This window comes from Niallia taxi (genome assembly GCF_032818155.1).
Taxonomy (GTDB): Bacteria; Bacillota; Bacilli; order Bacillales; family Cytobacillaceae; genus Niallia; species Niallia taxi_A.
Genome location: NZ_CP102589.1, coordinates 2,565,643 through 2,580,235, shown reverse-complemented (window position 1 = coordinate 2,580,235; position 14,593 = coordinate 2,565,643). Strand labels below are relative to the sequence as shown.

General features: G+C 36.9%; 18 protein-coding genes. 14 read left to right on the top strand and 4 right to left on the bottom strand.

The window, feature by feature from the left end; all coding sequences use genetic code 11:
- Positions 1-129: 129 nt before the first annotated feature.
- The 9 genes from NQZ71_RS12795 (at position 130) to NQZ71_RS12755 (ending at position 5,576) form a co-directional block, all read left to right on the top strand.
- Entirely contained in the window at positions 130-261 is a 132-nt protein-coding gene (locus NQZ71_RS12795; RefSeq protein WP_127741265.1) for an FbpB family small basic protein, read from the top strand.
- Positions 262-334: 73 nt separating this feature from the next.
- Positions 335-478 (top strand): acid-soluble spore protein N, encoded by a 144-nt coding sequence (locus NQZ71_RS12790; RefSeq protein ID WP_127741263.1) that lies wholly within the window; start codon positions 335-337, stop codon positions 476-478.
- Positions 479-626: 148 nt separating this feature from the next.
- Entirely contained in the window at positions 627-2,957 is a 2,331-nt protein-coding gene (locus NQZ71_RS12785) for an AAA family ATPase (RefSeq protein WP_275005444.1), read from the top strand.
- Between the two features lie 534 nt (positions 2,958-3,491).
- Positions 3,492-3,617 carry a hypothetical protein gene (locus NQZ71_RS12780; protein ID WP_260054098.1) on the top strand — a complete coding sequence of 42 codons (126 nt, stop codon included), beginning with the start codon at positions 3,492-3,494 and terminating at the stop codon, positions 3,615-3,617.
- Between the two features lie 115 nt (positions 3,618-3,732).
- The gene (locus tag NQZ71_RS12775) at positions 3,733-4,095 is read left to right on the top strand and encodes a hypothetical protein (protein WP_317010759.1); all 363 of its coding nucleotides are present in this window, start codon (positions 3,733-3,735) and stop codon (positions 4,093-4,095) included.
- On the top strand, positions 4,070-4,450 hold the full coding sequence (locus NQZ71_RS12770) for a hypothetical protein (protein ID WP_317010758.1): 381 nt from the start codon (positions 4,070-4,072) through the stop codon (positions 4,448-4,450). Before NQZ71_RS12775 ends, NQZ71_RS12770 begins: the two co-directional genes overlap by 26 nt.
- 102 nt (positions 4,451-4,552) lie before the next feature.
- Positions 4,553-4,723: a hypothetical protein gene (locus NQZ71_RS12765; protein WP_186304037.1), complete on the top strand. Its 171-nt coding sequence runs from the start codon at positions 4,553-4,555 to the stop codon at positions 4,721-4,723.
- A 112-nt stretch (positions 4,724-4,835) separates the two neighbouring features.
- Positions 4,836-5,258 carry an acyl-CoA thioesterase gene (locus NQZ71_RS12760; RefSeq protein ID WP_144454836.1) on the top strand — a complete coding sequence of 141 codons (423 nt, stop codon included), beginning with the start codon at positions 4,836-4,838 and terminating at the stop codon, positions 5,256-5,258.
- Positions 5,259-5,285: 27 nt separating this feature from the next.
- Positions 5,286-5,576 (top strand): hypothetical protein, encoded by a 291-nt coding sequence (locus tag NQZ71_RS12755; RefSeq protein WP_144454837.1) that lies wholly within the window; start codon positions 5,286-5,288, stop codon positions 5,574-5,576.
- A 16-nt stretch (positions 5,577-5,592) separates the two neighbouring features.
- Here the strand turns inward: NQZ71_RS12755 and NQZ71_RS12750 are convergent, their stop codons facing one another.
- From NQZ71_RS12750 to plsY, 4 genes are all read right to left on the bottom strand, one after another.
- Positions 5,593-5,892: a HesB/YadR/YfhF family protein gene (locus NQZ71_RS12750; RefSeq protein WP_127741253.1), complete on the bottom strand. Its 300-nt coding sequence runs from the start codon at positions 5,890-5,892 to the stop codon at positions 5,593-5,595.
- A gap of 92 nt (positions 5,893-5,984) precedes the next feature.
- Positions 5,985-7,142, bottom strand: coding sequence for a CapA family protein (locus NQZ71_RS12745; RefSeq protein WP_144454838.1), 1,158 nt, complete (start codon positions 7,140-7,142; stop codon positions 5,985-5,987).
- Between the two features lie 129 nt (positions 7,143-7,271).
- Positions 7,272-7,946, bottom strand: a complete 675-nt coding sequence (locus NQZ71_RS12740; RefSeq protein ID WP_260054101.1) for a two-component system sensor histidine kinase NtrB — start codon at positions 7,944-7,946, stop codon at positions 7,272-7,274.
- Between the two features lie 115 nt (positions 7,947-8,061).
- A complete protein-coding gene (plsY, locus tag NQZ71_RS12735; RefSeq protein WP_144454840.1) occupies positions 8,062-8,664 on the bottom strand; it encodes a glycerol-3-phosphate 1-O-acyltransferase PlsY in 603 nt (200 codons plus the stop codon).
- Positions 8,665-8,820: 156 nt separating this feature from the next.
- On the opposite strand from plsY, the gene NQZ71_RS12730 reads away from it, so the two are divergent.
- From NQZ71_RS12730 to NQZ71_RS12710, 5 genes are all read left to right on the top strand, one after another.
- Positions 8,821-10,251 carry a phospholipase D-like domain-containing protein gene (locus NQZ71_RS12730; protein WP_317010757.1) on the top strand — a complete coding sequence of 477 codons (1,431 nt, stop codon included), beginning with the start codon at positions 8,821-8,823 and terminating at the stop codon, positions 10,249-10,251.
- Positions 10,252-10,377: 126 nt separating this feature from the next.
- Positions 10,378-11,529, top strand: coding sequence for an acyl-CoA dehydrogenase family protein (locus tag NQZ71_RS12725; protein ID WP_317010756.1), 1,152 nt, complete (start codon positions 10,378-10,380; stop codon positions 11,527-11,529).
- A gap of 486 nt (positions 11,530-12,015) precedes the next feature.
- Positions 12,016-12,882 (top strand): carbon-nitrogen hydrolase family protein, encoded by an 867-nt coding sequence (locus tag NQZ71_RS12720; protein ID WP_275005462.1) that lies wholly within the window; start codon positions 12,016-12,018, stop codon positions 12,880-12,882.
- Between the two features lies 1 nt (position 12,883).
- The gene (locus NQZ71_RS12715; RefSeq protein WP_317010754.1) at positions 12,884-13,549 is read left to right on the top strand and encodes a GNAT family N-acetyltransferase; all 666 of its coding nucleotides are present in this window, start codon (positions 12,884-12,886) and stop codon (positions 13,547-13,549) included.
- 163 nt (positions 13,550-13,712) lie between these two features.
- Positions 13,713-14,537, top strand: coding sequence for an aldo/keto reductase (locus NQZ71_RS12710; protein ID WP_375545210.1), 825 nt, complete (start codon positions 13,713-13,715; stop codon positions 14,535-14,537).
- The last annotated feature ends 56 nt before the right edge of the window (positions 14,538-14,593 follow it).

Sequence of the window (14,593 nt, the reverse complement as noted above, 5' to 3'; positions counted from 1 at the left end):
AGCATATACGACCAATATTTTCAGAAAACAAAGATTTTTCTAACTTTTAAAAGAATTTCAGCAAATAAGTAATAACTTCTTGAAATTTTGGGAATTATGGAAATATAAAAGGATAAAGGAGATAAAAAAATGAGAAAACCTCGTAAACGTTCCTTCCAGGAGCTAGTAACTGAAAATAAATTACAATTGCTAAAGGACAGGGAAGCAATTGAAAAAATAGAGGAACGAATTGAAAAAAAGCATCTTAAAAAAGCAAGATAACCATTAGAGAAAATTTTGCCACACATCACCTCTTCCTTCCATGTGCAAACTTATAAGGAAGGAGGGGATAATGATGAGCAATCCAAAAAAAGACAGCAAGCACTTTGTACCTAGCCATATCGGAACAAAATCGAGAGGATTTGGCGGTAATAAAGGCAAAAAAATGCAAGATACATCAGGTCAGCATGCACAAGTAATTCAAACAAAAGGTGAATAAAAAAAGGGCTTCCGCATAGTAGCGGAAGCTTTTTTTTGTTTCTGAACCTTGTGAAAAACAAGTTAAAATGATTAACGGATAAATAAAGATTATGGTACTATAAGAAGATGTAAATTAAACTTATATGTAAGTGAAGTGAAGAAGTAAAATGGAGAAAAAAGTCGAAAATACTGTTAGTCAAACAATCGCTACTCTGGAAGAGGAATTTAAAAATACGGGAATCATTAAAAATGAAAAAACGGTTTTATCTGTCATTCAAACATTAGACGAAACAGAGACGCCTGAAATGATTTCGAGATTATTGACAATTGCGGCGATTTCCAGATTAAACACAAATGAAAGAGATACAATTGCCAGTGCTTGGCTTAAAAAAGCGAAGGAATTGGATCCGCAAAATAAGGAAGCAAATAAATACCTTTCTCAAAACGATTGGAAAAATTATAAAGATCTTTTAGAGATGTTGAACTTTCCTGCGATACGAGAAACGGATAACAGAACAGCGAAAAGAAAGATAGCTGAGCAATATATTAATAATTGCCGGATGTTTTTAAACATGGTAGATGATGAAAAGGACGAGATTATCTCAAACAGCACTGCTGCAGTAGCATTTAATAATAAGCTGGCTGAAGATAAATATAAAGAAATCATCTCCTTACTTGACGAAGTTACACAAAAAACTTCGCAGCTACTTCAGTCTTCTGAGGAATATGAAGAATCAATCAGTGGTGTATTTCATACATCCATTTATTATGACAGTGTCAAAAAACTGATTGAAGAGCTGAATGAATTGAAAACTGCTTGGCTTGCCATTTTTGTAGAGGAGGAGTCGGGTGAAATTAAGGAAGAAACTATTTCCGCACTTGAACAGCTTCAGCAAATGATTGGGCTGGAAAAGGTTAAAAATCGCGTAAAGGACTTCTACCAGTTCCTGAAATATCAGAATTCAAGAAAGAAGCTAGGCTTTACTATCCAGGATGAATTAAGTCTAAATATGATTTTCACCGGAAACCCGGGTACAGGAAAAACTACATTGGCACGGTTAATGGCTAAAATATATTATGAGTTAGGTGTCCTTCCCAGTCAGGAGGTAGTGGAAACAGACCGCTCTCAGCTTGTGGGAGGCTATATGGGTCAAACGGAGGAAAATGTCCGTAATGTTGTGAAGCAATCGCTTGGCGGTGTGTTATTTATTGATGAAGCGTATAGCTTAAATCGAGATGGCCAAGGAAGTGATTATGGACAAACAGCAATTGATACATTGGTTTCTTTAATGACAAGCTCTGAATTTGGCGGGAAATTCGCAGTGATCCTAGCAGGCTATCCAGAGGAAATGAGACAATTTTTGGATGGCAATCACGGTCTTAGCAGCCGTTTTCCAACGTCTAATTTGATTCATTTACCTAATTACACGGCAGAAGAGTTAGTAGAAATTGGAGAAAAAATTGCCAATGACAATGATTATGTTATTAGTGAGGAAGGCAAGCAACAATTAGAGCTGCGTCTTGAAAAAGAGCAGGTCGATGAAAGCTTTGGTAATGCAAGAGCGGTTAAAAACATTGTACTAGATGCAATTTTTAATAAAGGCTCTCAAGCACATTCAAACAAGCAATTCTTGACATACACATTGCTTGAAGGAAATGATTTTGCAGCAGCAGAGGAAGAGTCATCAGAAAATCCAGCAGATGAGCTTGAAGCAATGATTGGGTTAACGAAGGTAAAAGACGAGATGAAAAAGATCATTTCCTTTGTTAAAGTACAGCAACTTAGAAGAACAAATTCAAAAAAGAATTTACCAATACAGCTTCATGCAGTCTTTACTGGCAACCCAGGGACAGGAAAGACAACTGTTGCAAAATTATATGCGCAGTTTTTAAAGGATTGCGGGATTTTAAAAAGAGGGCATCTTGTTGTTGCAAGCAGAGCTGATTTTATTGCTGGATTTGTCGGACAAACTGCGATTAAGACCAAAAAGAAAATTAGAGAAGCACTTGGCGGCGTTTTGTTTATTGATGAGGCATATTCGTTATTATCTGGATCTAACCAGGATTTCGGCAAAGAAGCAATCGATACTCTTGTTATGGAAATGACAAGACATAATGAAAATCTAGTCGTTGTTTTAGCGGGTTATCCTGATGAAACAAAAGCATTGCTAGCAAGCAACCCTGGGCTAACGTCTCGTTTTAAGAAATTTATTCATTTTGAGGATTATAATAAGGAAGAATTAATCGAAATAATGGAGGCATATGCAGCTAAATTCGATTATCACCTTGATAAAGCTGCGAAGCTTGCTTTGCAGTCGAGCTTAACAACATTCCAAACGAATGGTAATGGACGGTTTGCGACAAATTTAGTAGATGAATCTGTGCAAATGCAAGCATTACGCATCATGGAAGCAACAGATGACCAAATTGATTATTCATTGCTTACAGAAGAAGATATGATGCAAGCTTTGAACTTTTTCACTAACCAGCAATCATAAATTAGTAAGGCGGCTTATGTTAAGCCGCTTTTTTGTATACAAAAAAGGACTATCCAAAAAAGGATAGTCAAAATTCGCAGTTTTTATCTCAGGTGTGTAGTTTATGTGAAAAACTGCAGACTTCATTGTACTTTTATTCTGGGGGAAATACAAAGGTAATTAAAACCATCTCTTAAATGGATGGATTTTTAGTAGAAAACTAAACTTACAGGACTAAGTTATCGAGGGAGATTTGTGTACGGCTTCAGACTTGATAGAGAAAAAGTTTATTTTTGCTCCAATAGATCACCAAAAAAATGAATTTCATCCACAATCATGCTTTTCATCTCATGATCCTGACATTTTTTGCATTCTGTAATTAATAAATATATATGGTTTATAAACAGGAGCATTTCACATCATTAATCATTCTAAAACTCCTTTTGAACAATTAGTACTAAAAAGAAGGGGATTAACATATAATAATTGGTTTTTTATTTCCATTAAGTGGGTAATTATAATTATAACAAATCTAATAACTAGGAGTAAAGTATTATGGGACTAATTGAAAAGCTACAGAAAAAAATAATTGAAACAGATTGGACAGTGTTAATTGAGGATGAAGAAATGGAGGTACAAGAAGGGGCAGATGATAAACAAAATGAAAATAAAAACAACTAGCTCTTAAAGTCAAAATAACTTCAGAAATCTTTTTTGTGTTTTCTTATATCTAGTATAAATGATAAAATATGGAATATACTATCGTGGTTTATACGTAGGGAAGGAGAATTCAGAATTGATAGAAAGATTTACAGCACTGCTTATCTGTGCCTGTTTATTAGGAGCATGCACAAGTGTAAAAGAAGAAAAAGAAACAACTAATGTAACCGTTTCAGAAATAAAGCGCAGTATACTAACAGATGACGAAGTGAAGGAAATCGCAGAGAGATCCTATCAGCTGCTGCAATTGGCAAATAAATTTGCTGAGCAAAATCAACGCTTGAATACAAAGCCGTTTTTGCAGGAGTTACAGCCATATTTTACGAAGGATTTTATAAATAATCTTGAGATATCATTATTTACAGTGCCGATTGGGGGCGATTTTCCTGCAGATTTTAACTATAAGCAGCATTTTGTCATTAAACAGCAAACAAGATAAGGTGACGGTAGAAACCGCACAAGCGTCCTATCTTAACACAGCCCTGTTTATTACAGTAGAAGCTAAAAAAGAAGATGGGAACTGGAAAATAGATAACTATCATTATGAGAGACCTGCTGCATTTACTGATAAAGACAAACAACAAACCTTTATAACGAAAGAAAAAGCCGAGAATATAGTAAAAGAATATTTGCATGGCGATGATAAAGAGATAGAATCAATTACTTCTGGTAAGGGGAATACATACTACATTAATGCGTTCGTAAAGGTAAATGCTCGACAAAAGATTGGGACTTCCATAAAAATGGATAGAACCTCTGGAGAAATACAGAGTTTAATGCAAGTAAATTCATAATTATTATTCTTTAATAGATGGGCAGACTGATAGCTCTGTTTCCGATATAATATGCTTAATAAACGTATACTTATATATATGATTAGTTATATGGAGGGGAATATGACTGATTTAGAGATAGAATATGAAATGCTTCAATGGGAGCTAAAAAAACTAGCTATAAAAATGGAAAATACTCCACTACTGGCAAAAGGGTATAAGGAAATGCTGCGAAAAGAGATAGATTTAACGAAAATGCTGCAGGATCTTATGAATAGAATGATAAATGAATAGGATTAATGATTTGTGTTAACAAATCGTGCTAACAGCCGGTTTTCTTGATTAGTTGTTAGCTTAGTCATAAAATGAAGGAGAAGGAATTAAAGTAAAGGAAGTGCAGGAAGCATTGGAATATGTACATAAACTAGAGCTTAAAATTGATTATGCTGATACGGATATGATGGCGGTAGTCTATCATGCTAATTACTTGAAATTTTTTGAGCGCGGGAGAACAGCATTAATTGAGGATATTGGCTACAGCTATGTTGCAATGGAGGAAGAGGGCTATTTCGCGCCTGTTTATGATGTGCAGGCAACGTATAAAAAGCCATTGCGATATGGTGATAAAGCCTATGTTAAAACATGGATTGATGCTAATGATGGTATCAAGACAGTATATGGCTATCGAATTGAAAACGGAGCTGGCGACCTTTGTGTTGAGGGCTCGACGACCCATATTATTGTCAGCAAGGAAAATTTCAGGCCTAAATCATTCAAAAAAACATTTCCAGAATGGTTTCAAAAGTATGAAGAACTTAAAAGAAAATAAATATTTATAAGGAGAGATGGAAAAAATATGGCATTTGGCATCAAACGAAAAGAATTAGCTCAGTGGAAAAAACAAATTGATGATGGACAAATTGCCTTTTTGACACATTATTGGCTAGATGACCGTTTCCCAGGCTGTAAAACTGTCACAAAGGTTGGCTGTGCTGATTTACATAAGCTTGAGCAATGGGGCGCCAAATATGGTCTGAAAAAAGAATGGATTCATAACAGGAAGGATGGATATTCTCACTTTGATCTTCTCGGACAAACGCAAACGTCCATACTCGAGAAGGAAGGGATAGATATTCATCTCCAATAAGAAAAGCAGGCTGTTATTAAGCCTGCTTTTCTGTGTAGTGATATTCCGGTTCCTGTGCTGCATCATTAAAGTCAGCTAACAAATCATTATCATCAAAATACCAAAGATCCTTCTCCTCGATATAATAACGAATGCCATCCTTCTCCGTACTAACACCTGAATTTACAGGTTTTTCGTTAGAAATGCCAAGAGAGAAACCTTGTTGCACAGTACTGCAGCCCCCGTATCTTGCGAAAAATCGGACATAGTCACCTTCGTTAAGAAGCAGTTCGTTTTTATACCATTCTGACGCTTTATCACTTATTACTATTTTCATTTCAATCACCTCTTTTATGAGATTAAATTAATCCTCATTATTATTATAAAGGATAAATCGTGAGGATGCACATAATTAAACTGTCTTAACTCTTACTTTGGATGTACACCTTTTAACATATGTGTCATAATTTCCTGATAGTTTTGCTTGCTGTCAGGCAGCCCAAGCTTGCCAGCATCCTCTAACGGAACCATTTTGTAGCCCTTGTCATTTTTACTGTACACATATGTTGGATAAAAGGAGGGTACTTCAATTTTTTTGGTGGTTTTTCCTCCAAGCTCTGTTTTACTTACTTTAACTGTTACCATCCCGCCAATATCACGATAATCATCAGCTTGTCCTGACAAAAAGTTGCCGAGTGAATATACAACTAAGGATTTTTTACCGTTTTTGTCATATAACCATTCCATTGGCTGCAACACATGAGGATGTCCACCGAAAATAATGTCGACACCTTCATCAACAAGGAATTGGGCAAGATTTTTCTGTTCTTGATTTGGATTGCGCTCATATTCAATGCCCCAGTGAATCCCCATTACGATAAAGTCAGCTTGCTTTTTCGCTTTTGCTATCTCTTTTTTCATTTTTTCCTTATCGATGAGATTAACGATATATGCTTCATTTTCAGGAACTGAAATACCGTTTAATCCATAGGTGTAGGAAAGATAAGCGATTTTAATGCCGTTAGAATTAAGGACACGAAGCTTTTGCTGGTCTTCTTCACTTGCAAATGTTCCAACATAGGGAAGGTTAATTTTGTTTAAGTATTCTAGTGACTGCTTTTGAGCGCTGACACCTCTATCTAAAGAATGATTATTAGCGGTAGTCACGATATCAACGCCAGCATCAACTAGCGCATCTGCGACTTCATGTGGGCTGTTGAAAGACGGATAGCTTGATAATCCGATTTTTTCACCTGCTACAATCGTTTCTTGATTTGCCAAGAGAATGTCAGGCTTTTCAAGTGCTTCTTTAACTTCTGCAAGCATTGGTTTAAAGTCAAAGCCTTCATCTGCTTTTGCTTCATTATATACCCGATCATGAATCAAGATATCCCCGACAGCCCCAAGTGTAGCTTCACGGCCAATAGATTTAGTGCCAAGATCATTTTGCTTCATTGGCAGGTCGCTGCTCGTATATCTATCTTTTTTATTGTCAGCATTGTCAGGATTAAGCTTGAAAAAAGCAAAGGCTGCAATGGAAGCACCAATAAAAGCAAGCAAAATATAGAGCTGTAAATTTTTTTTCATTATTTTTTCCTGCCTTTAACTAAGTCATCCTAATAGTTATAGTTTGCTACTATAGGATAACAAAAAAACAGGACTGATTTCGACTAATTTCGTAAAATGGAAAAATGATGAAATTTCCGAAAAGTAAAATTATTGATAGCCTAGCGGAAGCTTGACAATAAATTCTGTTCCTTCACCTAGGGTGGAATGGACCTTAATGCAGCCTTGAGCTTCCTCAATAATCGACTTACAGATGCTTAAACCGATTCCAGTGCCAAGCTTTTTTGTTGTGAAAAAAGGAGTGAACAGCTTATCTAATGCTTCTTCACTAATTCCACAGCCATTATCCTTAATAGAGATTATCCCGAAGTTATCATCCTTGGACACAGTAATGGATATTGAGCCGTTTTCTGAACATGCTTCAACAGCGTTTTTGAGGAGGTTTACGAGCACTTGTGAAAGCTGTATTTTTGGCAATAAAGGCTTGAAGTAGGATATAAAGTTTGCTTGAAGCTGGATGCCTTTCACTTGGATGGCTTGTTCATACGAAAGCATTGCTTTGTTTACAGCAGCCTTGATGTCGATAGTTTCTGAAGTTTGATAGGAAAGGGGAGTGTCATATACCATGTTATTAAGGAGCTGATTTGCCCTGTCTAATTCTTCAATGGCTACCTCAGAATAAAGCATTCTTTTTGGTGCAGGTAAATCTGGGTTTGCAAGAAGCTGCAGAAGGCCGCGCACTGCAGTTATTGGGTTTTTAATTTCATGAGCGAAACCAACTGCTGTTCTTTCCGGGGTTTGTAGTTTTTCTTGATTCTCTATCATTTATTTCAACCGTCCTTTATATGAATTACTGTTTGTTAGTAAACTTTATGACGAAATAAATCTAGATATGTCAAAAAAACAAAAAAAACCATCATATTTGATGGTTTTTCACTTCTTACAGCCAAGTTATCTTCGGTTCTGTTTTGTTTAATATACGTTTAATATTAGCACGATGTCTGTATACGACAAAAATAGTCAGTATGGCGAGAATGGCAATTAACAGCTTATCGTCCCAGAGGATGATAGAGTATACCAAACCAGCAAATCCGGCAATCATGGAAGATAGAGAAACGTATTTAGATAAATATAAACTTAAGAAAAAGACGACCATAATAATCAAAAACATTAATGGCTCATGGCCTAAAAGGATACCTGCAGACGTTGCGACAGCTTTTCCACCTTTAAAGCCTGCGAATATTGGATACATATGGCCAATTACGGCAACAACACCAAAGATCAGCGGGCTAACATTAACTTGAATATCAGTAAAAAGGCTAAGCAATAGCGGAAGGCAAGTTGCCAAAGTTCCTTTTAAAATGTCTGAGAATGTCACGACAAATCCGGCTTTTTTTCCCAAAACTCTAAATGAGTTTGTGCCTCCGAGATTTCCACTTCCATGCTCTCTTATATCGATTTTATAGAAAGCCTTCCCAATGATTAAACCGGAAGGAATGGATCCTATCAGGTAGGCTAAAATAATTAAAATGGCAATAATCAATGCTAACTCTCCTTCGTTCTATGTATATGGATATTGTACCACGTATTTGTAAATTCTCACTCTTTTTTCAAAAAAATCTTAGTGTGCCTTGTTTATGGCAATGATTTTCAGGGTATAAACCTTTGTTATAATTTTGAACAGCCTGGGGGATAGGAAATGAGAAAAAAAAGAAAGAAACTAATTATAAGTATATTTATTGTGTTTTTCTCTATTTACATAAGCGTACTTTTGTATCATACACTTAAACCATTACCTCAAGGAATTTCATATGAAGGACCTATACACAGTGTCAGGGATAAAGACATTGAATTTCTTGAGGATACAACCTATAAGGATGAAGCTGGCAACCAAAAGCTCCATCAGGAAATTCTTGCACGTATGCTTAAAGAAATAGATGAGGCAGAGCAATTTATTGTAATAGACATGTTTCTATTTAACAGTGATACAAATGATGACCAAACATATCCGAAAATCGCTAAAGCAGTGACAGACAAGCTTGTTGAGAAGAAACAAAAAAATCCGGCGATGAAGCTGATTTTTATAACAGATCCTGTCAATACAACCTATCATTCCTATCCTACTCCTGAGCTTACTAGATTAAAAAATAGTGGGGCGAAGGTTGTGGAAACAAATATGGAAGGCTTCCGTGACTCCAACCCACTTTATTCAACACTTTGGCGATTGTCAGTTAAATGGTTTGGTCACGGAGATAACGGTCATATACCGAATATGCTTGCTGATAGTGCACCAGATGTAACAGTTAGGTCGTATTTGGATTTACTGAATGTAAAAGCGAACCATCGTAAGGTGCTAATTACAGAAAATACAGCTATCGTTTCGACAGGAAATATGCATGATGCAAGTGGATACCATTCTAATATTGCTTATGTTGTGAAAGGAAATATAATAAATGATTTACTCGAAACAGAGGAAAGTGTCTATCAACTGATGGACAAGACGTCATTCCCTGCAGTGAAACCTTCCGAGGAAAAAGGGGATATTCAATTACAGCTTCTTACAGAAGGGAAAATCGCTAAACAGGTGATAAACGGAATTCACAGCACAAACAAAGGCGATACCATTTGGATCGGAATGCTTTATTTGGCAGATCGTCCTGTAATGGATGAATTGATAGATGCCGCAGCTCGTAAGGTACAAATAAACTTAATTCTTGATCCAAACCAAAATTCATTTGGTAATAAGAAGGCTGGTCTTCCCAATATACCGACTGCGGCAGAGTTGATGAAAAAAGGAAATGAGCAGATTGCAATACGGTGGTATAACACTGGTAAGGAGCAGTACCACTCAAAGCTGATGCTGATTGAAAGCGAGAAGAAAAATATTATTATTGCAGGGTCTGCCAACTACACTAGAAGAAATCTTCATGACTTGAATTTAGAAACAAATCTCAAAATAGCTGCTTCTTCTGATGCGCAAATAATGAAGGAAACAAAAAGCTATTTTGAAAAACTGTGGACAAATAAAGATGGAAAATATACAAAAGATTACAGCACAGAGGATGAACTCCCTGCATTCCGTTATTTACTATACCGCCTTCAGCGTATCCTATGGTTCACTACCTATTAATTGCCCGTTTCATGAATCGGGCAGTTTCATATACAAGTAGGTAGCAGTCCTTTATAATTGGAGGAAGATAATTAGCCAAAAAGGCTAATACATAATACAGAAACTTAGTGTGGGAGCTGAAAAGGCATGGCTGCGAATTTTTCACAAATGAACAATCTTTCTGAAAGGCTTATGGCAATGGGGAAATTGGCAAAGGGCTTTTCAGAAAGAGCACGGGAAGTAGATGAAAACGGATCTTTCCCATTTGAAAACATAAAGGAATTAAAGGAATTCGGTTATACAGCATTAACTATACCAGCAGCATATGATGGAAAGGAAATATCCATCTATGAAATGGTAAGACTGCAGGAGGCAATTGCCATAGGCGATGGATCAACTGCGTTGTCCATTGGCTGGCATATGGGTGTTGTCCGCAATATGTGCGAAAACAAGTGGGATACTGCACTGCTTGAGGAGTTGTATACGAATATCAAAAACGGCGCCCTTATAAACAGTGCAGCAACAGAACCGCAAACAGGCAGCCCTACAAGAGGAGGAAGACCGCAAACCACAGCTGAAAAAAGGGGCGATTCCTGGGTGATTAATGGTAGAAAATCCTTTACCTCCATGTCACCGATGCTGGATTATTTTGTTGTTAGTGCCTCCATTAAAGATACAGATGAGGTAGGGAATTTTCTGATTAAAAGAAATAATCCAGGCTTGAAAATTAAAGAAACTTGGGACAGTATTGCATTGCGCGGAACTGGAAGCCATGATGTGTTTTTGGAGGAAGCAGTTATCGAAGGCAAATATATGGTGGAAAAGCTTGGCGGACCAAGAAAGGTCAACCCGTGGCTGCTTCACATTCCTGCCTGCTATCTTGGAATCGCCGGAGCGGCCCAAAAGGAAGCAATTAGATTTGCGAAGAGCCACTCACCAAACAGCATTACAGGTACAATAAGTGAACTTCCGGCCGTAAGGACAAAAATTGGTGAAATCGAATTGAAAATGTTAACGGCAAAGCATTTCCTTTATTCTGTTAGTCAAAAATGGGATGCAGCAAAAGAAGATGAGCAGCACATATTAGTTCCAGAGCTAAGTGCTGCCAAACATTTTGTAACAAACACGGCAATTGAGGTAGTCGATTTGGCTATGCGTATTGTTGGTGCAAGAAGCCTTTCTGCAAGCAGTCCGTTGCAGCGCTATTACAGAGATGTAAGGGCAGGATTGCATAATCCACCAATGGATGATATGACTATATCCCAGTTAGCTGACAAAGCGTTGAAGGAAAATGAATAATTAATAAAAAGTCCAAAAGCTATGCTTTTGGACTTAAAAAATGAAACAAGATCAGGCGGCATGGTTCTCTGGTCTTTTTTTTCTGCGTATGGACATAATTTGATGTTTCAGCATTAACTCCCATTTACCTGGTCCATTTAAATAGCGCTTCACACTAAAAACGATCGTTTCCTCTAATAAAATCAGGAAAACCAATCCTAAAAACAAGTAAATGATAGTAAGCCCTCCTTGTTATTACCTATCTTTTGTTATTTTTTAAATTATCTGTAATATATATCCATTATATCATGAATCTGTTTATGATTAGCGAAAAATTGCTGCCAGTAGCTAAGGTTTTTCCTTCTTTCTGTAACAAATAATGAAAAATGAACTAAAATATAAAAAACTGATACAAATCTATTGAAAACCAACAAAAAATGACGCATAATCAATTCTTGTAACTTTCTAATTTAGATAAAAAATTTATTTGCTAAAGGGAGATGGAAGATGAAAATAAGAGTTTCTGCCGTGCAGTATAAACTGCAAAACATTAAGTCATTTGAAGAATTTGCTAAGCAGTGTGAGCATTACGTCCGAACGGCACAGGAATTTGGAGCAGAGTTTGTTTTATTTCCTGAATTTTTTACAACACAGCTGTTGTCAATGGGAGATGGGCAAAATCCGTTGACCATTAATGAGTTGCCTGGATTTACAGAACAGTATCAAAATCTGTTCCGCACATTCGCTGTTCAAACTGGAATGCACATAATCGGTGGAACTCACGTTATCCGCAGGGATGACAAATTATTTAATGTCGCCCATTTATTTTATCCTGATGGAAGAATTGAGGAGCAAGCAAAGCTTCATATTACACCGACTGAAGTTGAGGAATGGAATATGGAAAAGGGCGATAGCTTCCGGATTTTTGAAACAGATAAAGGTAAAATTGCGATTTTGACCTGTTATGATATAGAATTCCCTGAAATTGTGCGAATGGCAAAAGCAAAAGGGGCAGATGTCATATTTTGTCCGTCCTGTACAGATGACCGCCATGGCTTCCATCGTGTTCGATACACATGCCATGCAAGAGCGATTGAAAACCAAGTGTATGTAGTTGTGACTGGTACGGTCGGCTCCTTAACAAATGTTGATTTTATGCGTGCCAATTTCGGTCAGGCGGCGATTATTACTCCGAACGATATCCCGTTTCCACCAAAAGGAATTATGGCAGAGGGCGAGCTAAACGATGATATGATAATTACCTCTGATCTCGATCTTTCTCTTCTTTATGAGGTGAGAGCAAAGGGCTCTGTCACAACTTGGAGAGACAGACGAACAGATATTTATACAGATTGGGAAAAAATAGAAGGCTGATATGTACTATAGCAGCAATTTTTATATATATGATGGTAAAAAGCCTAGAGAATGCAAAGTCCGCAATTACCAAAAAGAGGACTTTGCAGAGTTAATAAACATTCAAGCTGAATGCTTTCCCCCTCCATTTCCATCAGAGCTTTGGTGGTCAAAGGACCAGCTGGAAAACCATGTGACCATTTTTCCAGAAGGGGCCATTTGTGTGGAAGTTGAAGGGAAATTAGCAGGCTCGCTCACTTCTCTTTGTATAGCCTACAACGAAGAGGAACATGAGCATACATGGAGTGAAATAACAGCTGACGGATATATTACAACACATATTAAGGATGGGAACGCACTTTATGTTGTTGATATTAGTATTCGCCCAGCATATCGCTCACTTGGATTAGGAAAAATTATGATGCAAACCATGTACCAGATTGTCATTGAAAAGAAGCTTGATCGCCTCATAGGCGGCAGCAGAATGCCTGGATACCGTAAATACGCTGACGAGCTTTCCCCGGAAGAATATGTTAGTCAAGTTGTAGCTGGAGAAAAAAAGGATCCTGTTATTTCTTTTTTAATGAGCTGCGGCAGAATACCTGTCACTGTTCTTAATAACTATTTAGAAGATGAAGATTCCTTGAACAATGCTGTGCTGATGGAATGGAAAAATCCGTTTAAATAATGCAGTTTAATCCCTTGTATAGGAAAGTATACAGGGGATTTATTATGGAAATAAATAAGCGGTATGATAATTTGCTAAGTATTTTTTTTCGTAAGTCAAAATACTTTATTCCCATTTGTTAATGTGAGAGAATAGCAGCATACATATAAGGAGGGACTTGTTTATGAATCTACAGTCAACTGTCAAACTAAATAATGGTGTGGAAATGCCTAAATTCGGTTTAGGTGTTTTTAAAGTGCAAGAGGGTCAAGAAGTAATTGATTCTGTTAAAGCAGCCATTAAAGCTGGTTACATAAGCATTGATACAGCAGCAGTTTATAAAAATGAAGAAGGTGTTGGCCAAGGTATAAAAGAGTCAGGTGTCGACAGAGAGAAGCTTTTCATTACAACAAAAGTTTGGAATGCAGATCAAGGATATGATTCCACATTGGCGGCATTTGAGACAAGCATTCAAAAGCTTGGTCTTGACTATATTGACCTGTATCTGATTCATTGGCCGGTCAGCGGAAAATATAAAGAAACTTGGAAGGCTCTTGAGAAGCTATACAAAGATGGAAAAGTAAAAGCAATTGGTGTCAGTAATTTCCATAAGCATCATCTTGAGGATTTGCTGTCAGAAGCGGAGATTGTTCCAACGGTTAACCAAATTGAGCTTCATCCATTGCTTAGTCAAGAAGAGCTTCGTAATTTCTGCAAGGAAAAAGGCATTGTCGTAGAGGCTTGGTCTCCTTTAGCACAAGGAAAGCTGCTTGATAACCCTGTTCTTACTGAAATTGCAGCAAAATACAATAAATCAACGGCACAAGTCATCTTAAGATGGGATCTTCAAAATGACATTGTAACTATTCCGAAGTCAATTAAAGAACATCGTATCATCGAAAATGCAGATATTTTCGATTTTGAACTTACTGCTGAGGATTTAGAAAAAATCAATGGACTGAACAAAAATGAGCGTGTAGGTGCAGATCCAGATAATTTTAACTTCTAATGAAATAACAAGGAGGTCAAAGCATATAGCTTCGACCCCTTGTTTTTTATTTTTGA